General features: G+C 66.4%; 21 protein-coding genes and 1 other RNA gene. 11 read left to right on the plus strand and 11 right to left on the minus strand.

Annotated elements, in window-relative coordinates; genetic code table 11:
- Positions 1–47: 47 nt before the first annotated feature.
- The gene (locus CH42_RS12700) at positions 48–950 is read right to left on the minus strand and encodes an EamA family transporter (RefSeq protein ID WP_075205363.1); all 903 of its coding nucleotides are present in this window, start codon (positions 948–950) and stop codon (positions 48–50) included.
- A 79-nt stretch (positions 951–1,029) separates the two neighbouring features.
- Here CH42_RS12700 and CH42_RS12705 point away from each other — a divergent pair, with 79 nt between their 5' ends.
- The 5 genes from CH42_RS12705 (at position 1,030) to CH42_RS12725 (ending at position 5,357) form a co-directional block, all read left to right on the plus strand.
- Positions 1,030–1,914: a LysR family transcriptional regulator gene (locus tag CH42_RS12705; protein WP_053353479.1), complete on the plus strand. Its 885-nt coding sequence runs from the start codon at positions 1,030–1,032 to the stop codon at positions 1,912–1,914.
- A gap of 12 nt (positions 1,915–1,926) precedes the next feature.
- Positions 1,927–2,562, plus strand: coding sequence for a hypothetical protein (locus CH42_RS12710; protein WP_053353480.1), 636 nt, complete (start codon positions 1,927–1,929; stop codon positions 2,560–2,562).
- A 417-nt stretch (positions 2,563–2,979) separates the two neighbouring features.
- Entirely contained in the window at positions 2,980–3,501 is a 522-nt protein-coding gene (locus tag CH42_RS12715) for a copper resistance CopC family protein (RefSeq protein WP_162231090.1), read from the plus strand.
- A 48-nt stretch (positions 3,502–3,549) separates the two neighbouring features.
- Positions 3,550–4,116, plus strand: coding sequence for a copper chaperone PCu(A)C (locus CH42_RS12720; protein ID WP_053353636.1), 567 nt, complete (start codon positions 3,550–3,552; stop codon positions 4,114–4,116).
- Positions 4,113–5,357, plus strand: a complete 1,245-nt coding sequence (locus tag CH42_RS12725; RefSeq protein WP_053353482.1) for a Dyp-type peroxidase — start codon at positions 4,113–4,115, stop codon at positions 5,355–5,357. The genes CH42_RS12720 and CH42_RS12725 overlap by 4 nt, the downstream gene beginning before the upstream one ends.
- Before the next feature lie 100 nt (positions 5,358–5,457).
- Here the strand turns inward: CH42_RS12725 and ssrA are convergent.
- The 7 genes from ssrA to yczR all read right to left on the minus strand — a co-directional run bounded on the left by ssrA (position 5,458) and on the right by yczR (position 11,917).
- Positions 5,458–5,830: a transfer-messenger RNA gene (gene ssrA / locus CH42_RS16080) on the minus strand.
- A 113-nt stretch (positions 5,831–5,943) separates the two neighbouring features.
- A complete protein-coding gene (locus CH42_RS12730) occupies positions 5,944–6,636 on the minus strand; it encodes a TetR/AcrR family transcriptional regulator (protein ID WP_053353483.1) in 693 nt (230 codons plus the stop codon).
- A 5-nt stretch (positions 6,637–6,641) separates the two neighbouring features.
- Positions 6,642–7,118, minus strand: a complete 477-nt coding sequence (gene smpB / locus CH42_RS12735; protein ID WP_053353484.1) for an SsrA-binding protein SmpB — start codon at positions 7,116–7,118, stop codon at positions 6,642–6,644.
- 47 nt (positions 7,119–7,165) lie between these two features.
- Positions 7,166–8,080, minus strand: a complete 915-nt coding sequence (gene ftsX / locus CH42_RS12740; protein ID WP_053353485.1) for a permease-like cell division protein FtsX — start codon at positions 8,078–8,080, stop codon at positions 7,166–7,168.
- Positions 8,077–9,243, minus strand: coding sequence for a cell division ATP-binding protein FtsE (ftsE, locus tag CH42_RS12745; RefSeq protein WP_053353486.1), 1,167 nt, complete (start codon positions 9,241–9,243; stop codon positions 8,077–8,079). Before ftsE ends, ftsX begins: the two co-directional genes overlap by 4 nt.
- 75 nt (positions 9,244–9,318) lie before the next feature.
- Positions 9,319–10,428 carry a peptide chain release factor 2 gene (gene prfB / locus CH42_RS12750; RefSeq protein WP_053353487.1) on the minus strand — a complete coding sequence of 370 codons (1,110 nt, stop codon included), beginning with the start codon at positions 10,426–10,428 and terminating at the stop codon, positions 9,319–9,321.
- Between the two features lie 31 nt (positions 10,429–10,459).
- Positions 10,460–11,917, minus strand: coding sequence for a MocR-like transcription factor YczR (gene yczR / locus CH42_RS12755; protein ID WP_053353488.1), 1,458 nt, complete (start codon positions 11,915–11,917; stop codon positions 10,460–10,462).
- Between the two features lie 61 nt (positions 11,918–11,978).
- On the opposite strand from yczR, the gene yczE reads away from it, so the two are divergent.
- Positions 11,979–12,632, plus strand: coding sequence for a membrane protein YczE (gene yczE / locus CH42_RS12760; protein WP_053353489.1), 654 nt, complete (start codon positions 11,979–11,981; stop codon positions 12,630–12,632).
- 27 nt (positions 12,633–12,659) lie between these two features.
- Here yczE and CH42_RS12765 read toward each other — a convergent pair whose 3' ends face one another.
- On the minus strand, positions 12,660–14,075 hold the full coding sequence (locus CH42_RS12765) for an APC family permease (RefSeq protein WP_193392088.1): 1,416 nt from the start codon (positions 14,073–14,075) through the stop codon (positions 12,660–12,662).
- Positions 14,076–14,332: 257 nt separating this feature from the next.
- Here CH42_RS12765 and CH42_RS12770 point away from each other — a divergent pair, with 257 nt between their 5' ends.
- Together CH42_RS12770 and CH42_RS12775 are read left to right on the plus strand one after the other, a co-directional pair.
- Positions 14,333–14,800: an Lrp/AsnC family transcriptional regulator gene (locus CH42_RS12770; protein ID WP_053353490.1), complete on the plus strand. Its 468-nt coding sequence runs from the start codon at positions 14,333–14,335 to the stop codon at positions 14,798–14,800.
- A gap of 2 nt (positions 14,801–14,802) precedes the next feature.
- Positions 14,803–16,197, plus strand: a complete 1,395-nt coding sequence (locus CH42_RS12775) for an aspartate aminotransferase family protein (protein ID WP_053353491.1) — start codon at positions 14,803–14,805, stop codon at positions 16,195–16,197.
- Between the two features lie 183 nt (positions 16,198–16,380).
- Here the strand turns inward: CH42_RS12775 and CH42_RS12780 are convergent, their stop codons facing one another.
- On the minus strand, positions 16,381–17,394 hold the full coding sequence (locus CH42_RS12780) for a hypothetical protein (protein ID WP_053353492.1): 1,014 nt from the start codon (positions 17,392–17,394) through the stop codon (positions 16,381–16,383).
- Positions 17,395–17,590: 196 nt separating this feature from the next.
- Here CH42_RS12780 and CH42_RS12785 point away from each other — a divergent pair, with 196 nt between their 5' ends.
- Positions 17,591–18,106, plus strand: coding sequence for a DUF5336 domain-containing protein (locus tag CH42_RS12785; protein ID WP_053353493.1), 516 nt, complete (start codon positions 17,591–17,593; stop codon positions 18,104–18,106).
- Between the two features lie 106 nt (positions 18,107–18,212).
- Here CH42_RS12785 and rpsO read toward each other — a convergent pair whose 3' ends face one another.
- Positions 18,213–18,482 carry a 30S ribosomal protein S15 gene (gene rpsO / locus CH42_RS12790; protein WP_053353494.1) on the minus strand — a complete coding sequence of 90 codons (270 nt, stop codon included), beginning with the start codon at positions 18,480–18,482 and terminating at the stop codon, positions 18,213–18,215.
- Positions 18,483–18,750: 268 nt separating this feature from the next.
- Here rpsO and CH42_RS12795 point away from each other — a divergent pair, with 268 nt between their 5' ends.
- Both CH42_RS12795 and CH42_RS12800 read left to right on the plus strand, forming a co-directional pair.
- Positions 18,751–19,980 carry an ammonium transporter gene (locus CH42_RS12795; protein WP_053353495.1) on the plus strand — a complete coding sequence of 410 codons (1,230 nt, stop codon included), beginning with the start codon at positions 18,751–18,753 and terminating at the stop codon, positions 19,978–19,980.
- 78 nt (positions 19,981–20,058) lie between these two features.
- Positions 20,059–20,901, plus strand: coding sequence for an inositol monophosphatase family protein (locus CH42_RS12800; RefSeq protein ID WP_053353496.1), 843 nt, complete (start codon positions 20,059–20,061; stop codon positions 20,899–20,901).
- Positions 20,902–20,904: the final 3 nt, after the last annotated feature.

Below are 20,904 nucleotides of genomic sequence, written 5' to 3' on the forward strand. Positions count from 1 at the left end.
TCTCTCCGCATCATTGCGGCGTATCACTGGTACTTCCCAAAGCCAGGCTAGCGCGGAACGAAGGAGCGCAATTGCACGGCGCGCGGCGCCACCTGCCCGGCGAGCATCGCCAGCAGCGCGAGCGCGAAGCCACCGATCTGCAGCGTGGTGAGGGCCTCGCCGGCGATGCCGGCACCGAGGAGCGCGGCGACGAGTGGTGAGAGCAGGCCCAGCAGCGCCGTTGCGGTGACGGGCAATTGCCGAATGCCGGCCATCCAGATCGTGTAGCTCACGAGCGCACCGGCGAGACCCAACCACAGGTACCCCGCGATCGCCGGGCCGTCGACTCCCGCAGGCACGCCATCGATCAGCAGCGCAGGTGTGAGCAGCACGATGCCCGCCGCGGTGAGTTGCCACCCGGCAAACCCGATCGCCGAGACTCCGGCAGGGCGCCCCCAGAGTTTCGCGAGCACGACTCCGGACCCCATCGAGGCGGCGCCTGCGAGCCCGGCTGCGATGCCGATCGCGTCGAGACCGGCCCCGGGGCCGAGCACGACGAGCCCCACGCCGATCACCCCGACGACGCCCCAGAGCACCCGCCAGCTCGACAGTCGCTCGCGCAGGATCAGCACGGCGAGCACGGCGACCACCATGGGCTGGGCAGCGCCGAGGGTCGCCGCGACGCCCCCGGGCAGATGTTGCGCCGAGAGGAAGAGCAGGGGGAAGAACGCGCCCATGTTGAGCGTGCCGAGCACCAGACTCTTCCACCACCACGAGCCTTTCGGCAGTGTGCGTGCCACCCCGAGAGCGATCAGACCGGCGGGAAGCGCCCGCATGAGCGCGGCGAAGAATGGGTGCCCGGGCGGCAGCAGGTGAGTGGTGACGATGTACGTCGAGCCCCAGATCGCGGGGGCGAGCGCGGTGAGCGCGGTCCAGCCGAAGCGTGAGGACACCGCTGAGAAGTTCTGCATGCACCGAGTCTCTCCGCGACCCTGTCCATGCGTCCAACACATATGTTGCATGGAATCCATGATCTGCAATCATGAATGTATGGAACTGCAGCAGCTCAGGTACGCGGTCGCGCTCTCCGAGGAGCGCAGTTTCACGAGAGCCGCAGAGCGCTGCTTCGTGGTGCAGTCGTCACTGAGCCACCAGATCAAAGCGCTTGAGCGCGAAGTCGGCGTCGACCTCTTCGCTCGCACCAGCCGACGCGTCGAGGTGACGGCCGCCGGCGAAGCCTTCGTTGCGGCCGCGAGGGCCGCAGTCGACGCGGCGGATCGCGCGGCCGCCGACGCGGTCGCCGCCGCGGGCGAGATCCGGGGCAGCCTCGCGATCGGCATGATTCCGACCGCGACACGGCTCGACATCCCCGCAGCACTCCGCGAGTTCCGCGACCTGCATCCCTCGGTATCCGTGTCGCTGCGTGTGGGCGGAAGCGACGTGTTTCTCTCCGAGATCGCGTCCGGAGCCGTCGACATCGCGATACTGGGTCTCCCCGAGTCGACCGTGCCTACCGGCGCCGCGTTTCGAGAGCTCGCCCGCGAACGTCACGTGGCCGTCGTCGCCCCTGATCATCGGCTTGCACGACGGCGGCGACTTGACCTGGCCGATCTGGCGGATGAGCCGGCCATCGACTTCCCCCGGGGTACGCCGGGTCGCGCGCAATCCGACGGCGCGTTCCAAGCGGCCGGCGTGCAGCGCTCGGTGATGTACGAGGCGATGAGCACCGGGTTGACCCTCGAACTCGTGCGGCAGGGACTCGGGGTCGCGCTGCTTCCCCCAAACACGATCCGTTCCGAACCCAGCATTCGCGAGATTCCAATCACCGATGGGCCCGCCCGCGTCGAGTATCTCGCGTGGAGCGAGTTCAATCCCAGCCCGGCGGCACGCGCATTTCGCTCCGTGCTCGATCGTGCCGCACCGCGATCCGTCTGACACAATGGGGGCATGACGTCAGCCCGCGCCAGCGCCGCCCTCCGGGGTACGGCCGCAGCGGCGCTGGCGACCTTTGTCGCACTGCTCTCGCATGTCGCGGGCGGCGGCGAGGTTCCGGGGGTGCTCGGTATCGTCGTACCGCTGGTGCTCTCGACGCTCGTCTGCGTCGGGCTCGCCGGTCGCAGACTGTCGCTCCCCCGGTTGACGATCTCCGTCGCGGCCAGCCAGTTCCTCTTCCACGCGCTCTTTATTCTCGGCGCGACGAGCGCGCCCGCCTCGAGCTCCGCGTCGGCGATGCCGAAGCACGTGCACGCCATCACGACGAGCTTCGACCCGTCGACCTCAACCACCGCGCATCTCGGACATGCCGGTGCCGCAATGTGGATCGCGCACGCCATCGCATGTCTCCTCACTGTCGTCGCGCTCTCTTGCGCTGAGATGTCGCTCGCCTCGTTGGCCGCACTGGCGCGACTCCTGGTGTCGAGCCTGTCTCGGCTGCGGCCAGTCTCCCCCGAGATTTCCGAGGCTTCTGCGTCGGTGGCGCGACCCACCCCGTTCCACGATTCCAGCGCGGTGGTCTTGCCGCTCGGCGTGTATCCCTCGGTGCACGAGCGTCGTGGTCCTCCGGCGCTGACCGCTTCCTGCTGAACCGCCCCGTCTGCGCCGCGAGGCGCGTCGCACTGCCCTGAGTACGGGGCGCGACGCGCGTGCTGCGCACGGGCGACTGCGACGTGCGCGCGATACCCGTACGACCGATGCGACGTATCGGACTCGGTCGCACGCTGGCCCTGCGCGCCCGCATCCGGAGGCAACTCGATACCGCACGCATGCACGCGAGCGCTCGAGCGGCACCCATCGATGACCCTCATCACCGCTTTGAGAGGCACGGCTATGCCCGGCACCCCGCCCACACGTTCTCCTGACCCCGCACGACACCGATGGCGTCTTCGCGGCCGATCCCCGCGCAGGGCCCCGAATGCTCGCGGGCGGATCGGCGCGATCGTGCTCGTCGCGGCCGCATTCCTATTCGGGAGCGCGGCACCCGCGTTCGCGCACGATCAGCTGGTGTCGAGCACTCCCGCCGAATCGGCGCGCCTGGCCTCAGCTCCGACGGAGATCTCGCTCGAGTTCTCCGACCGAGTGCTCACCGTCGGCGCGGTCGTGCTGCTCGTCGATCAAGATGGCACGGAGTGGGTGAACGCCGCGCCTGAGCTCGATGGACCGCAGGTGAGCGTGCCGGTGGACAGCGACCTGCCTGACGGGAACTACGAGGTGCGCTGGCGCGTGGTCTCGTCCGACGGTCACCCGATCAGCAGCGTCATTCCGTTCACGGTCGGAGATGGGGCGCCGACCTCGGACCCCGCAGCTCCGTCGAATCCGACGGCCACCACTCCGGCGCCTCCGAGCGAAGCCGTGATCCAGACCCCCGAGGCATCGGCTGACTCCGTGTCGCGGGCGACGAGCACCGGAAACGTCTGGCGCACGGTCATCATCGGGATCGGCGGTGCCGCAATCGCTCTCCTCGGGTTCGCACTCTGGTCGCGCAGGAAGCGGCGACCCCACCCCGCATCGGATGCGTCACGCTGACGTCGATCCGAACTCATGTATCTTCACCTCACGCTGAAAGGCATCACTATGTTTGCACGCACCACCATCGCCCCGACCGTTGCCCTCACTGCAGCCGCGCTGCTCGCTCTGACCGGCTGCAGCCCGACGTCCACGGATACGCAGTCGTCGGCCGACGCCCTCGCCGGCGCCTCGGTCAGCATGGAGAACGGTTGGGTCAAGGCCGCCGAGAGCGGCATGTCGGCGGCGTTCGGCGAGCTCGAGAACACGGGCTCCAGCGACGTCACTGTCGTTTCCGCGACGACCGAAGCTTCGACATCCCTCGAGCTGCACGAGACCGTCGAGAACGAAGCGGGCGAGATGATCATGCGCGAGAAGACGGGCGGGTTCGTCATCGCCGCGGGTGACAGCCTGTCGCTTGAGCCCGGTGGAAACCACATCATGCTGATGGGGCTGACCGAACCGCTCCAGGCAGGTGACGAGGTCACGTTCACCCTGACCTTCGCTGACGACTCCACGTACGAGTACACCGTTCCCGCGAAAGATTATGCGGGAGCGAATGAGAACTACGAGGGCGGCGACGACATGGACATGACCATGGATGAGCACGCCGATATGGGCGGTCACTCCGAATGAGCACCGATCAGACGACCGGAAGCGGTCGGCCTGGCATGAGTCGGCGGGGGCTCCTCTTCGGAGGGGCCGTCGCCGGCATCGGCGCCGCCGTTGCGGTGGGCGCTGATACGCTACTGAACCGATCACCGCAGCGCGATGCGAGCGCTGCGCTCGATGCTCCGGCGCCACTCCATGGAGGCCAGACGATCGCCTTCTATGGCCGACACCAGGCGGGAATCGCCACGACGCCCCAGGCGCACGCAACGTTCGTCGCGCTCGATCTGCACGATGACACTGATCGCGACGCGCTGCGGCGCATGATGCAGATTCTCACCGAAGACGCCGCGCGGCTGACGCAGGGTGATCCCGCACTCGCCGACTCCGAGCCCGAGCTCGGCACGGTGCCCGCTCGGCTCACGGTGACATTCGGCTTCGGCCCGCAATTCGTCACGCGAGCTGCGGGATCAGCCGCCCTCCCCGAGTGGCTCGGGCCGCTGCCCGCATTCACCATCGATCGCCTGGAGCCGGCATGGAACGACGGCGACCTGCTGCTGCAAATCGCCTCGGACGACGCGTTCACCGTGGCCCACGCCACCCGCATGCTGCTGAAAGACGCGCGCAGTTTCGCGTCGGTGCGGTGGAGCCAGACCGGGTTTCGCCGCGCGCTCGGCTCCGAGCAGCCGGGCACCACGATGCGCAATCTGTTCGGTCAGGTCGACGGAACGTCGAACCCGAAACCTCAGGACGCCGACTTCGACGCGCTGGTATGGGCTACCGAGGGCTGGCTCGCCGGCGGCACGAGCTTCGTGCTGCGCCGCACGCACATGAACCTCGACAAGTGGGATCGGCTCGATCGCAGCGGCCGGGAGCAGTCGGTCGGGCGCACGCTCGCCAACGGCGCGCCGCTCACCGGGGTGCGCGAGCACGACGAGCCCGATTTCGCGGCGAAAACGAGCATCGGGTTCCCGGTGATTCCCGAGTTCTCGCACATTCGGCGGGCGCGTTCGGAGAACACCGACGAGCGCATCTATCGCCGAGCGTACAACTACGACCACGCACCAGCCGGCTCCGAGATTTCGGATAGCGGGTTGCTGTTCGTCTCGTTCCAGGCCGACGTCACGAAGCAGTTCGTGCCCATTCAGCGCCGCCTCGACGAGCTCGACCTGCTCAACGAGTGGACCACGCCGATCGGCTCGGCGGTGTTCGCGATTCCCCCGGGCTGCGCCGAGGGCGGCTACATCGGCGAGACGCTCCTCGCATGACCCGAACGGCATCACCTTGAAAACGCACGCAGGCGCGCACCCGAGAGTGCGCGCCTGCGTGTCCACACGGGGTCACCCCCGCCACATGATGCGAACGTATCGGTGGAGCCGCGGGGAATTGAACCCCGGTCCACTTCGACGATTCCGTGCCTTCTACGAGCGTAGTTCGTGCAAGCGTTCTACTCGGCCCCGCACGTTGTCACGAACACCTCGTGCGACAGGCCCAGTTCCAGTAAAAGTCCCGATACGCCCTGAAACGCGACGCACCAGCAAGCCTCCTAAATGACGCCAGGAAACCGGGGCGGAGGCCCACCCGACCTGACGGACTCGGTCTCGTGCTTAGGCAGCGAGAGCGAAGTCGGTGCGCTTTACGTTTGCACCTATTGTTTGCGAAGGGCGTTTACGAGATAACTCCGCGTCCTCGGCCCGCTTCTCACAGTCTCAAAATCGACGTGTCGAAACCGATCGGCCCCGTATGTGCACCGGATATTCCGGTGCAGTCGGGACGTTCGCATCATGCGCTGTGGAATTTTCAGTTCCGGTGCGAGCACCGGCGCAACCGGCGTTCACCGGAGCATTCAGCCTATCAGCGCGACGTGCGCGAGGCGACCCCGGTCGGTGTCGCAGCGTCAGCGCTCAGCGAACTCGGATCGATACCGAGCGACCAACCGGCGACGTCGGCGACGAAATGACGCGATGACGGGTGATCGAACGGGTGCGCGTTATTCGAGTAGGCCCCGACTGCGTCAACGGCCAGGTAGATCCGCGTACTCGCGGCGACGGCGTCGGCGGCGGTGAAGGCACCCGCCGCCACTCCCGACTCGATCAGATCGACCATGCGGTGACGATCGAGCGTCTCCTGCTCATCGATGACGGCCGCGAGGCGCGGCATGAACCGGGCCAGATGACGCGCATTCAGCCACAGTCTGCAGAGCTCGAGCGCTTCGGGGCTCTCCGCCCGCTGCACGAAACCCGCCATGCGCGTCAGTGGTGGCGCATCGGCGTCAGCAGACCCGAAGAGCCAGTCGCGCTCACGGGTGACCGCGAGCACGAACGCATCGACGACGAGGTCGTCGACCGCCGGAAAGTAGTGTCCGATCAAGCCGGGGCGCACCCCGAGCGGCTCCGCGACCGCGCGCAGGGTGATTCGCTCGAGGCCGCCGGTCAACGCGATTCGCGCGGCTTCCTCGACGATCTCGGCGCGACGCGCCTCCGCCGATTTGCGCACACGGCCCGACGGCCGCGCCGTCTCGACCGGTGCCGACGCGTCGTGCGGCACGTCGCTCAGTCGCCCATCCGGTTGCGCTGGCGCATGGCGCGCTCGGCTTCGCGCTTGTCTTGCTGCTCGCGCAGCGTCTGACGCTTGTCGTACTCGCGTTTGCCTCGCGCGAGCGCGATCTCGACCTTCGCGCGGCCGTCCAAGAAGTAGAGGCGCAACGGCACGACTGTCACGCCACCCTCGCGCGTCTTCTGAGAGAGCTTGTCGATCTGCTGCCGGTGCAGCAGCAGCTTGCGCTTGCGACGCGGTGCGTGGTTCGTCCACGAGCCGTTGAGGTACTCGGGGATGTACGCCGCGTCGAGCCAGGCCTCACCGTGCTCGAAGAACACGTACCCGTCGACGAGCGACGCGCGCCCCATGCGCAGCGACTTCACCTCGCTGCCGGTGAGCACCATGCCCGCCTCGTACGTGTCGAGAATCTCGTACTCGTGCCGAGCCTTCTTATTCGAGGCGATCAGCTTTTCGCCGGTCTCCTTGGGCATGGCACTTCCTTTCTCGCGCGGACGGACCTCCCAGCATACCGCGCCGGCTACACCCGCAGGTATCGCGTGATGGCGATCTTCGCCGCGATCGCCGAGAGGACGACGCCGACCAGGATCAGGATCGGGGGCACGATCAGCGATTGCTCCACGGTGATGTAACTCGTGAACGGCACCTCGCTGACCAGGAACCCCTGCACGAAGAACTTCACGATGGCGACCGAAGCCGCACTCGCGAGCACCGCGCCGATGAGCGCCGCGATAATGCCTTCCAAGATGAAGGGGGTTTGAATGAACCGGTTCGACGCGCCGACCAAACGCATGATGCCGATTTCACGGCGCCGAGAGTACGCCGACAGTCGGATCGTCGTGGAGATCAGCAGCATCGCGGCGATGAGCATCAGACCCGCAATGGCGATCGCGGTGTAACTCGCTGCGCCGAGGAAGAGGAAGATGCGGTCGAGCAGGCTTCGCTGATCGGAGACGCTCTGCACGCCGGGGATGCCGGCAAAGGTCTCCTGGATGATGTCGGAACGCGACGGGTCTTTCAGCTTGATCCAGAACGTCTGGTTGAGCTGCTCCGGCTTCGTGATCTCGACGATCGGGTTGCCCTCGAACTGCTTCGTGAACTCCTCATACGCCTGATCGTGATCGACGAAGAAAGAATCCTCGATGTAGGGCGCGAGAGTATCCGAGTCCAGGGCGGCCTGCACCGCGGCGATCTCTTCCTCCCCCGCGTCCGAACCCGAGCACGTCGCGCTCTGGTCGTAATCGGTGCAGAGGTACACCGCGACCTGAGCGCGGTCGTACCAGAACGTCTTCATCTGCTGCACCTGCAGCTGCATCAGAATGGCGGCACCGACGAACGTGAGCGACACGAACGTCACGAGCACCACCGAGATCACCACGGAGAGATTGCGGCGGAAGCCGCTCCACACCTCGCCGAGTACGAGTCCCACCCTCATCGAACCGGCCCCACATCCGTCTGGTCATCGTCTTTACGCTTGAGGCCGAGGTGCTCGGCGAGACTGCCCGTCTCGGCCATCTGCACCGGATCCAAGGGCTTTCCGGGCTCGAGGAACGTCGGGATGCGCTTGCCCCCGCGATCCTGAGCATGCACGGTCTCGTCGAGATCGTCGTCATCCCCGAACGGGTGCGGCTCCTCGAAGACCGAGGCCTCACGCACCGGCGGAGTCGCTTCGCCGTCGTCCGTGGCCGGCGCATCTGCGCTCGGGACCTCGGCAGGCTCAGGGATCGCAGCGGCGGCCACGACACTCGCGGCGGCCTCGGCGAGCTCGGGTTCGCGCTCGGTCGCCTGCTGCACGACGGCGGCCTGCGGCAAGTCGCCGATCAGTTCAGGGGCGAGCGCGGCGCGCACGACGGCCTCAGAGGTGCGCAGCACCTGCACCCCGGCGTCAGAGAGATCTGCAATCGGGATCGAGGCGGTCTGGCCGTATCCGCCGCCAACCTCGTCACGCACCACGACGCCCTGCGAGAGCTCCACGACGCGCTGCTGCATGATGTCCACGAAGGTGGCCTCGTGCGTCGCCATCACCACGGTCGTACCGGCAGCGTTGATCGCGCGCAGCAACTGCATGATGCCGAGGCTCGTGGCAGGGTCGAGGTTGCCCGTGGGCTCATCGGCGAGCAGGATCGCCGGCTTATTGACGATCGCGCGCGCGATGGCAACGCGCTGCTGCTCACCGCCCGACAGCTCGTGCGGAAAGCGCTTCGCCTTGTTCGCCAGCCCGACCATCTCGAGCGTGTCGGGCACGGCCTCCTGAATGAAGCCGCGCGACTTGCCGATCACCTGAAGCGTGAAGGCCACATTGTCGTACACGGTCTTGTTCGTGAGGAGACGGAAATCTTGGAACACGGTTCCGAGGTTCCGACGGAAGTACGGAACCTTGCGCGAGGAGATCTTGCTGAGGTCTTGCCCCAGCACGTGAATCTTCCCGGCACTCGGCTGATCCTCACGAAGGATCAACCGCAAGCAGCTGGATTTCCCAGAACCGGATGCGCCCACGATGAAGACGAACTCGCCGCGGTCGACCTTGAGGTCGATGCCGTCGAGTGCCGGTTTCGCGGTGCCCCGGTATTTCTTGGTGACGTTCTCGAAGAGGATCATGACGAGACGACTGTACGCCCTCGCGCCCGCGCGACGCCCCAGGCGCGCTGCGACGCGCGCGCTTCGGGCGAACTCTCAGTCGTTCTTCGACAGTGAGCGCCACCGGATGCCGGCGGCGATGAAGCCGTCGAGGTCACCGTTGAACACGGCTTCGGGCTGCGACGCCTCGTGGCCGGTGCGCAGGTCCTTGACGAGCTGCTGCCCGTAGAGGAAGTACGAGCGGATCTGGTCGCCCCAGCTGGCGGTGATGCTGCCGGCCAGCTCCTTCTTCTTCGCGGCTTCCTGCTCGCGCTGCAGCAGCAGCAGGCGCGTCTGCAACACGCGCATGGCCGCCGCACGGTTCTGAATCTGCGACTTCTCGTTCTGCATCGACACGACGATGCCCGAGGGGAGGTGCGTGATGCGCACTGCGGAGTCGGTGGTGTTCACCGACTGGCCACCGGGGCCCGACGAACGGTACACATCGACGCGGATATCGGTCTCGGGCACGTCGACCTCGGTCGCCTCCTCGAGCAACGGGATCACTTCTACGCCCGCGAAGCTGGTCTGGCGCTTGTCTGCGGAGCCGAAGGGGCTGATGCGCGCGAGGCGGTGCGTGCCGGCCTCGACCGAGATGGTGCCGAACGCGTAGGGCGCGTCGATCTCAAAGGTGGCCGACTTGATGCCCGCACCCTCCGCATACGACGTGTCAAGCACTTTCGTCGGGTAATCGTGCTGCTCAGCCCAGCGCAGATACATGCGCAGCAGCATCTCGGCGAAGTCGGTCGCGTCGTCGCCCCCGGCACCCGAGCGGATCGTGACCACCGCGGCGCGCTCGTCGTACTCCCCCGAGAGCATCGTCTGCACCTCGAGATCTTGAATCACCTTCTCGAGCGCGGCCAGTTCCTCGGTCGCCTCCGCCGCCGAATCCTCGTCGTCGGCCTCCTCGGCCAGCTCGATCAGCACCTCGAGGTCGTCGAGGCGCTGCTCGACACCGCGCAGACGCTTCACGCGCGCCTGGCGATGCGATAACCCGCTCGTGACCTTCTGCGCGGCCGCAGGATCGTCCCAGAGGTCGGGCGCCGCCGCCTGCTCTTCAAGCTCGACGATCTCGCGATCGAGCTTCGGCAGATCCGTCACCGCGGCGATATCGGCGTAGGTGGAGCGAAGCGCGCGGATGCGGGCGGAGAAATCAAGGTCGAGCATGAGGCCCAAGCTTACTCGCCGCGCACCCGCCTCAGATCACGGCGTCGGAGATGCTGGCCGCGCCGACCGCCTCCCCTTCGCTGCGCCAGGCCTCGGCGAGTCGCGACACCGCCGCGATCAGCGTGGACTCCGGCGCCGAGAACGGCAGCCGCACAAAACGCTCGAAGGTGCCCGGGCTGCCAAAGCGGGGGCCGGGCGGCAGGTGCACCCCGTAGGCCGAGGCGGTGCGGCTGAGTCGCGTGCTCGCTCGCGAGCCGAGGTCGGCCCACACGCACACGCCTCCGCCCGCCGCGGAGAGCCGCCACTCGGGCAATTCGAGCGCGACACGCTCCACCAGCACGCGGTGGCGTTCGGTGAGCTGCGCGGAACGCTCGGTGAGAATCTCGTCGTACTGCTCGAGAGCCAGCAGCGCGAGCACCTGCTCCCACGTACCCGTTCCGAGATCGCCGACCCGGCGCGCGGCCTCCAACCGCACGATCAGATCGGGTGCCGCACGCACCCACCCGACGCGCATCCCGCCCCAGACTGTCTTCCCGAGCGACCCGATGGTCAGGATCGCATCCTCATGATGCGCCTGCTCCGCGAACGCCGCGAACGGCCGCAAAGTGCGGGGCTCCCCCAGCGTCAACTCGGCGGTCGTCTCATCCGCGATGACGTAGCCTCCCTGACCGGCGAGCACCGTGATGAGTCCGCGCTTGACCCCATCGGGCATGGTGAGGCCGGTCGGGTTGTGATGATCCGGAATCAGGTAGGTGAGCTTGGGGCTCGTACGCTCCGCGATCTCGAGCAATGCCGCGGCGTCGTACGGCTCCGCCGCCAAGGGGCCGCCGATCGGCAGCTCAGCGACGAGCGCCCCCGTTGCGGCAAGCGCCTCCCGTGCGTGCGGATAGCTCGGCGATTCGATGAGACTCCGATCGCCGCGCCGCAGCAGTGTGCGGGCGATGAGGAAGATCGCGTGCTGCGCACCCAGCGTCACCATGATGTGCTCGGGCGACGTCGGCAAGCCGCGTGCGGTGTAGCGATCGGCGATCGCAGCACGGAGCGCCGGGAGGCCAAGCGTGTCGTATCCGATCTGCGCGAATGCCTCCGGGTGCTCCGCCATCGCTCGGGCGTTGAGCGATGCCATGCCGTTCCAGGGCTCGGGGCACGCGCTCGACAGATCGATGCCGGCACTCGCGCCCGCCCACAGGCCCGCCCGCGGCCCGCCACCACCCCGCACCACCGTGCCCGAGCCGCGACGCGAGGCGACGACGCCGAGCTCGCGCAGCCGCTGATACCCAGCCGCGACCGTGGTGCGGCTGACGCCGAGGGCGTCGGCGAGCGGCCGCTCGGCCGGCAGCGTCGTGGCCGGAGCGACCCGACCGTCGCGCACGAGCAGCGCGATGCTCTCCGCAAGCTCACGGTAGCCGTGCCCGTTGCCGCGCCAGGCACCCAGTAGCTCCGCGAGTCGCCGGGCGCCCAGTCGCTGCGGGGTCCACATTTCGTTCATCAGGCCACTCTATGCAGATTGGCATCTTGTCGACAAGGCCAATTAGCGGTGAACTAGCTCCATGTTCGCTCGACTCGCACGACTCATCCCCGGCCTCCTGCTCTACGGAGTCGCCGACGCCTTCATGATCCGCGCCGCCGTCGGCGTCGACCCCTGGACCGTCTTCGCCCAGGGTCTCTCGCTGCAGACCGGACTCGGCATCGGGATCCTCACCAACATCGTCGGCGTACTCGTACTGTTGCTCTGGTGGCCGCTGCGGCAGAAGCCCGGAATCGGCACCGTGCTCAATATCCTGCTGGTCGGGCCCGGGATCGAGCTCGGTCTCTGGCTGCTCCCCACCCCGCAGACGCTCGTCGTGCGCATCCTCTTCTTCGCGATCGGCCTGCTGCTGCTCGCCATCGCCAGCGGCATCTACATCGGCGCAAACCTCGGCCCCGGCCCCCGCGATGGCCTCATGACCGGCATCCACCGCCGCTTCGGCAGCCCGATCTGGGTCGGCCGCACCGGCGTCGAGATCACCGTGCTGCTCATCGGCTGGTGGCTCGGCGGCAACGTCGGCGTCGGCACCGTCGTCTTCGCGGTACTCATCGGGCCGCTCTGCTCGATCACACTGCCGCTCTTCGCGGGTCGGGCGATCCGGCGCCCCGCGACCGCCCCCGAAGCAGACACGACGAAGCCCGCCGCATCAGACCGAGAAGCACCGCTCCCCAACTGACGCGACGGGCCTCGCCCGTGCGGTGCGCTACACCTCGTCGCTCACCTTATTGAATCCGGTAACCGGCTGACTCTCATCGAATGACGCCACCTTGCGGCGGAATCCCTTCGTCAGGAAGACGAGGTAGATCACGCCGATGCCCGTCCAGATCAGGCCGCCCAGCAGTGCGTGGCCGTCGAGGTTGACCCACAGCAGCCCCGTCAGCAACGTGCCGACCACCGGCATCACGATGTAGGTGAAGATGTCCTTCGGCGTGCGGCGGCGGCCCTTGCGAATCGCGAACCAGGCGATCACCGACAGATTCACGAACGTGAACGCGATCAGCGCGCCGTAGTTGATGTACGCGGCGATCATCTCGAGGGTGAACGCGATCGCGAGCAGCGAGATCGCACCCGTCAGCACAATGTTGAAGGTCGGGGTGTGCGTCTTCGGATTGATGTAGCCGAAAACCTTGCTCGGGAGCACGTTGTTGCGCCCCATCACGAGCAGCATGCGCGACACCGACGCGTGCGAAGCCAGCCCCGAAGCGAGCGTCGCCGCGAAACCGGCGGCCGTCAGCACCGCGGAGAACACCTTGCCGCCGACCAGCTCGCCGATGATCGGCAGCGTGCTGTCTTCGACGAACTGCATGTCGCCGCCAGGGGCGAACTCGTTCCAGTCGGCGAATCGCTGCTGCGTGAAGTAGCCGGCGATCAAGAAGATCGCGCCGCCCAGCACCACGGTGAGCAGAATCGCCTTCGGCATGATCTTCGGGGTCTTCGCCTCCTCCGCGTACATGGTCACCGCGTCGAAGCCGATGAACGAGAAGCACACGATCGTGGCGCCCGCGAGCACCGCACCGAACTCGACACCGCTGTGGAAGAACGGCTGGATCGTGACGACACCGTTGTTGCCTGCCCCACCCGAGAGCTGCACGATCACCATGAAGACGAACACGGCCATCACGACGATGGAGAAGACGAGCAGCAGCATGTTGATGTTCGAGGTGCCGCGCATCGTGAGGTAGATGATGCTCGTCACGAAGATCACGTAGACGATGACCCAGACCGCGCCCGGAATGCCGGGGAAGAATGCCTCCAGGTAGCTGCGGATGATGAGGCAGTTCACCATGGGCAGCAGCATGTAGTCGATGAGTGCCGTCCACCCGACCACGAAGCCCACGTTGGGGTGCATGGATTCACGCGCGTACGTGTAGGCAGAACCGGCGCTCGGAATGGCGCCCGCCATCTTGCCGTAGCTGACCGCCGTGAAGATCATCACGATCAGAGCCACCAGGTAGGCGAGCGGTACGACGTTGTTCGTATCGCGCGCAACGAGACCGAACGTGTCGAACACGACGGTCGGAGTCATGTAGCCGAGACCGAGGCCGACGATCGCCCACAGCCCGAGGCTGCGCTTGAGTCGGGCGCCGTTCGACGAGGCCGGAGCAGATAGTGCCGTCATGTTCTCTCCTTCAAGAACAGCTGCTCCACTCGAGCGGTGTCGCGCAGAGTAGCTTCACTGGGGCAATAGGGGGATCACCAAGCCATCATCTTGCACCCGTCGTGCGGACGCACGCAAGCGAACAGTCTGCACAGGGGTCAATTTTCCGAATGTGTGCGGTGAATTCACCTCCCCGAAATGTGGAAATAGGCTGAATATCTGCATTCATTCTTCGGATTCCTTTGCGCTTTCGGGTTTTCACTGCAAGAATCAGAAGCGTGAGCAGCAAACGCACTACGCCGGCGCTCGATTCCACGTCGAAGGCGATCATCGAGCAACTCCAGCGAGATGGCCGTCGATCGTACGCGGAGATCGGCAAGGCGGTCGGCCTCAGCGAGGCCGCCGTGCGCCAGCGCGTGCAAAAGCTCACGGATGCCGGGGTCATGCAGATTGTTGCCGTGACCGACCCGATGAGCCTCGGCTTCAGCCGCCAGGCCATGCTCGGCATCCGCGTATCCGGCGACACTAGGGTCGTTGCCGATCGCCTCGCCGAAATGTCGGAGATCGCCTACGTCGTACTCAGCGCGGGCTCCTTCGACATCCTCGCCGAGGTCGTCTGCGAGGACGACGATGGGTTGATCGAACTGCTCAACGACCAGATCCGCAAGATCGAGGGCGTGGCATCGACCGAATCGTTCGTCTACCTTCAACTCACCAAACAGAAATACGACTGGGGAACACGATAACCATGTCTTTTGATCCCACTGCAGCGGTAGACACTGCCGCGCTCCAGGCTTCTGCCAAGAAGCACATGTGGCCGCACTTCACCAACCGCAAGGTGCTCAATGACGGCATCCCCGTCATCACCCGCGCCGAGGGCCACCACATCTACGACGCCGCCGGCAAGCAGTACATCGACGGCCTCGCCGGCCTGTTCGTGGTGAACGCCGGTCACGGCCGCGAGCGCATTGTGCAGGCCGCGGCCAAGCAGATGCAGCAGCTCGACTTCATGCCGATCTGGTCGTACGGCCACCCGGCAGCCATCGAGCTCTCGGAGCGCCTCGCGTCGTACGCTCCCGGCGAGATGAACAAGGTCTTCTTCACCACCGGCGGTGGCGAAGCTGTGGAGTCGGCGTTCAAGCTGGCGAAGCACTTCTGGAAGATCAAGGGCCAGCCGATGAAGCACAAGGTCATCTCGCGCTCGGTCGCCTACCACGGCACCCCGCAGGGCGCGCTGGCCATCACCGGCATTCCCGACATGAAGAAGTTCTACGAGCCCCTCACCCCGGGCGGCCACCGCGTGCCGAACACGAACTTCTACCGCGCCGACGAGATGGGCGCGCCCTCGAACGACCTCGAGGCCTTCGGCCAGTGGGCCGCGAACCGCATCGAAGAGGCGATCCTCTTCGAGGGCCCCGAGACCGTTGCCGCCGTGTTCCTCGAGCCGGTGCAGAACTCGGGCGGCTGCTTCCCCCCGCCCCCCGGATACTTCAAGCGGGTGCGCGAGATCTGCGATCAGTACGATGTGCTGCTCGTCTCGGATGAGGTCATCTGCGCCTACGGCCGCGTCGGCGAGTTCTTCGCTTCGAAGGCACTCGGCTACGAGCCCGACATCATCACGTCCGCAAAGGGCATCACCTCGGGCTACGTCCCGCTCGGTGCGATGATCGTCTCGGACAAGGTGTCGGAGCCGTTCAACTCGGTCGACAACACCTTCTACCACGGCTTCACCTTCGCGGGTCACCCGGCTGCGGCGGCTGCGGCTCTCGAGAACCTCGACATCTTCGAGGAAGAGGATCTCAACGGCCGCGTGCGCGAGAACAGCCCGCTGTTCCGCGCCGAGCTCGAAAAGCTGCTCGACATCGACATCGTCGGTGACGTGCGCGGCGAGGGCTACTTCTTCGGCATCGAGCTGGTGAAGGACAAGGCCACCAAGGAGACCTTCAACGAGGAGGAGTCGGATCGACTGCTTCGCGACTACCTCTCCCCCGCGCTGTGGGAGGCCGGCCTCTACTGCCGCGCCGACGACCGTGGAGACCCCGTCATCCAGCTCGCTCCCCCGCTGACCATTGGTCCGTCGGAGTTCGCCGAGATCGGTGGCATCCTGCGTAGTGTCTTGAAGGACGCGTCCTCCAAGATCTGATCGCAGACCCCGATTCGGGATCGGTGTGGCCCCCTCGCCTGACGGCGTGGGGGCCACACCCGTTTCTGCGGGCGCCACGCGTCCGCGCCCGCGCCCGCGCCCGCGCCCGCGCACCGGCGAGTGTGAGGCGAAACGCTGAGTGTGAGGGTTATTTGGCCTCACACTCAGCGTTTCGCCTCACACTCACGACATTGAACGCCCGGATTCGAGGCGCGGCACGCGGAGACCAAACGCCTGCAGGCGGAGTCCGAGTGCACGCGCCGTGGCCGTGTGCCCCGGCTCCCATCGCGCCATCGTGAACTGAGTGACTCCGCGAATCTCATCCTCCCGTCGTTTCTCGCCGATCACGACCTGTTCCGCAGACCTACCGCCACGCATTGACGCGTCCGCGTATTTCATGACGCCGTCGACCTCTCCGAACATCCGCTGCCCGAGGAACTCGAAATCGACCCAATAGACGTCACCGCTCGGGCCGACGACACGCACCTGAATCTCCACCGGCACCTCCAAGCGAGCGAGCTGCAGACGGCTCACGCTTTCCGCTGGCGAGTCGGCGCGAGGATCGGCAAGCGCCAAGACCTGACGCGCTCGCCTGACACCGCGCTGCCCAGCGCAGAGCGCTAACCGCCGCGCATGCTCCGCCCGCCACGCATCGGTCTCCGCCGAAAGCCCCTGCCTGCACGAGCCAAATTGTCGACGCATTCCTGCGTCGGCGGCAGCAATCGCCGTCTCCATCGGGGCGAACCGCATCAGGTCGACCATCGTGCGATCGAGATTCGTGAGCCTCACGCCCGCGATGCTGACGATCTGCGATCCCGGCACGTCTGAGACATGCCGCTGGACCACACGTGAGCTCCTCCCCGGAGCCGCAGGCGGAGTGATGAGGTGGACGCGTTCATCGCGTTCTGCGACGAGCGGCAATCCCCAGATCGCGGCGGCAGACTGGTGCGAAAAGATCGGACGGGACGCTGCCTGCAGTTCTGCGACGGCGATGGCGCGTGCCAGCACTCGTTGCTCATGAAACCAGCCCCGCCACGTCGCACGGTCAACGTAGCACCCGCGCATCACTCGAACGAGTCGTCCGTCGTGTTCCGCCGCACTCAGTGCATGCTCGGCAACATCGTCAAGTGCCGGCCGACCGAAGATCAGCATGCTTCGGGCGTTGTGGATTCTCGCGGCCACGTCTGCGTCAGTCATTCAGATATCTTGTGGGCTCGACACCGATCTTCGAGTGCTATCCACAGGTACTCGGTCGGAACGAGAACCCGCGCAGCATGTGAGCGCAGCATGTGAGCGCAGCGTGTGAGCGCGTGGCAGTTCCCCGACGCCGCAACAGGCACTCGCCACCCGACAGGCCTATCGTGACGGAGCGGCCGCGGATAAAATTCCTGACATGAGCAGCTTCGAGCCACTGCAGCCGATTCAGCAGCCCGCATCTCCGCAACCGCCGCAGGGCACACCGCCCATGCAGTACGCCGCGCAGCAGCAGCAGCAGTACGCACCGCAACAACCGCACCAACCGCACCAACAATTCGCCGCCCAGCAGTTCCCCTCGCAGTACGCCGCCCCGACGCCGCAGCACCGCGGCACCGTCAGTGCCGGCAAGCTCAACGTTCCCGGCATCATCGCCCTCGCCGTGCTCGCACTGTCGTCGCTGATGTCGCTGTTTCTTCCGCTTCTCATGAGGATCGGAATGGAGTTCGACTCCTACACCTTCGCATCGACGATCTCCTGGATCGTGAACGGGTCGACCATCGTCATTGCGGGCGTGCTCGCCATCATCGGGCTCGTCTCGAAGACGATGACCCGCTGGCGTTGGACGGCCATCGGGGCCGCGGTCTCCGCCGCCCTCGGAGCCCTGTCATTCGTGTTCAGCCTGTTCAGCGGGTTCTTGGCTGCGGCGTTCTAGTCACACGACGCCCCGAACAACGCAGAAGCGCCCGCCACCGTGAGGTGACGGGCGCTTCGCAGATGGTGCGTCAGGCGATCATGCGATCGCCGCGAACCTGAAACGACTAGCGGCGCAGACCGAGGCGCTCGATGAGCGAGCGGTAGCGCGTGATGTCGACGTCCTGGAGGTAACCCAGGAGACGGCGACGCTGGCCGACGAGCAGCAGGAGGCCACGACGCGAGTGGTGGTCGTGCTTGTGCTCCTTGAGGTGCTCGGTCAGATCCTTGATACGACGGCTGAGCATCGCGACCTGAACCTCGGGGGAACCGGTGTCACCGGGCTTGGTTGCGTACTCATCGATGATCGCCTTCTTGACCTCTGCATTCAGTGCCATAGGGATCCCCTTCCTCTTGCTGCGCGGCGCCTTCAGCGGGGTGCTGGGGCTCTCTTTATCCGCGGCCGTATTCACGGCAACCTGTACAGCTTAGCAGCATTCCCGCACTCATGCGCCACGCGCCCGCTGCCGCACCTGAAAACCTCGTCACCAACTCGAAACACGATCGGTACGGCAGCGAAACTCCCGGGGAACGGCCACGAAACAGCGACCGCGCACACTGGTCACACTGTGGCGGCCACGGCCCGCACGAGAGAAAGGCAGCAGCATGGAACTCACCCCCTCGGATGTGTGGACGCTGACCAGCGCAGCACTCGTCCTCATCATGACCCCGGGCCTCGCGCTCTTCTACGGCGGCCTCGTCCGCGTCCGCTCCGTCGTCAACATGATGCTCTTCAGCGTCAGCGCCATGGGCGTCGTCGGAGTGCTCTGGATCCTCTTCGGATACAGCATGAACTACTTCGCTGAAGGCGAGAGCGGGTTCGCCGGCAGCCCGTTCAAGGACTTCGGGCTCGTCAACACCGACCCGGCGAGCTTCATCGGGGTCGGCTTCGGCGCGGTCTTCGCCATGATCACCGCGGCTCTCATCTCGGGGGCGATCGCTGACCGCGTGGGCCTCGGATCGTGGGTGCTCTTCTCCGGCGTGTGGGCGACGTTCGTCTACTTCCCCGTCGCGGCGTGGGTCTGGGGCGGCGGCTGGATCCAGAACCTGGGCAGCACGCTCGGTCTGCCCGATGTGATCGACCTCGCCGGCGGCACGGTGATCCATATCAATGCGGGCGCCGCAGCACTCGCGCTCGCACTCGTCGTCGGCAAGCGCATCGGCTTCGGGAAGGGATCGCACCAGCCCCACAGCATCCCGCTCGTCACGATCGGCGCCGCTCTCCTGTGGTTCGGATGGATCGGGTTCAACGGCGGGCTCGCAACGGAGACCGGCGAGGCCGGCTTGATCCTGGTGAACACGCTCGCAGCACCTGCAGCGGGCATCATCGGCTGGATCATCGTCGACGCGCTGCGCGGCAAGAAGCCCGGCGTCATCGGCGCTGCGTCTGGTGCCGTGGGCGGCCTCGTCGCCATCACCCCCGCAGCTGCCAGCCTCTCTCCGGTCTGGGCACTGCTGCTCGGCTTCATCGCTGGCATGGCCTGCGCGTTCGCGATCGAGTGGAAGTACCGTCTCGGTTACGACGACTCGCTCGACGTCGTCGGTCTGCACCTCGTCGCCGGCGTCATCGGATCGCTCTACCTCGGCTTCTTCGCTTTCGACGACGGGTTGTTCACGGGCGGCGATGCCGGTCTGCTGCTGGTGCAAACGATCTCGGTGGTCGCGGTGATGGTGTACTCCTTCGTCGTCTCGCTCGTCATCGCGCTCGGCGTGAAGCTGGTGACTGGTCTGCGAGTTCCGCCGCAGGTCGAAGAGGCCGGCATCGACTTCGCCGCCCACGGCGAAGAGGCATACGCCTACGCAGAGCCCGAGGTGGTGAACGCGCAGCAGCGCTGATCCGTCTCACGTGAGCACGGGGTCCGGTCGAAGAAGCCCGGGCCCCGTTCTGCTGCGCCGACGCAGTAGGCTCGCCCTATGAGCGACTCCACCGACGCACCCGCAACGCCCGCACACGACCCGCAAGCGCTCGCCGGCCTCGCCGCCGAGATCGCGCAGCAGGCCGCCACCCGAATTCTCGAACTGCGCGCACAGGGTGTCGCGGTCGCCGCAAGCAAGTCGAGCGCGGTCGACATCGTCACGGCCGCCGATCAGGAGTCGGAGCGCTTCATCGTCGCCGCAATTCAGGCTGCGCGACCGGATGACGGCATTCTCGGCGAGGAAGGCACCGGTATCACCGGGACGAGCGGGATCACCTGGGTGATCGACCCGATCGACGGCACGGTGAACTACCTCTACGACCTTCCCGCCTACGCCGTCAGCATCGCCGCAACCGTCACCGACGCCGCCGCGTTCGCCGATGGCCGCCGAGCCATCGCCGGGGCTGTGTGCAACCCGCGCACCGACGAGTTGTTCGTCGCCTGGCAGGGCGGTGGCGCGACCCGCAACGGCGAGCCGATCACCATTACGGGTCAGGAGGATCTCGCGGTCTCACTCGTGGCCACCGGCTTCGGTTACACCGTCGAACGTCGCATCGAGCAGGCCGCCATGGTGTCTCGCCTGCTGCCGAAGGCCCGCGACATCCGACGTATCGGCTCGGCCGCCTACGACCTCTGCCTCCTCGCTGCGGGTCGTCTCGACGCGTATTTCGAACGCGGGCTGCAGCCGTGGGACTACGCGGCCGGTGTGCTCATCGCCCGCGAGGCAGGAGCCCGACTTCTCGGCCGAGACGACGCTACGCCCCCGGGTGAGCCATTCCTCGTCGCAGGTGCGCCCAACCTGGTCGCAGAACTCCGAGACGTCGTGCTCGGCGGCGAATAGCAC

Source organism: Leucobacter musarum subsp. musarum (assembly GCF_001273845.1).
In the GTDB taxonomy this organism is placed as follows: Bacteria; Actinomycetota; Actinomycetes; order Actinomycetales; family Microbacteriaceae; genus Leucobacter; species Leucobacter musarum.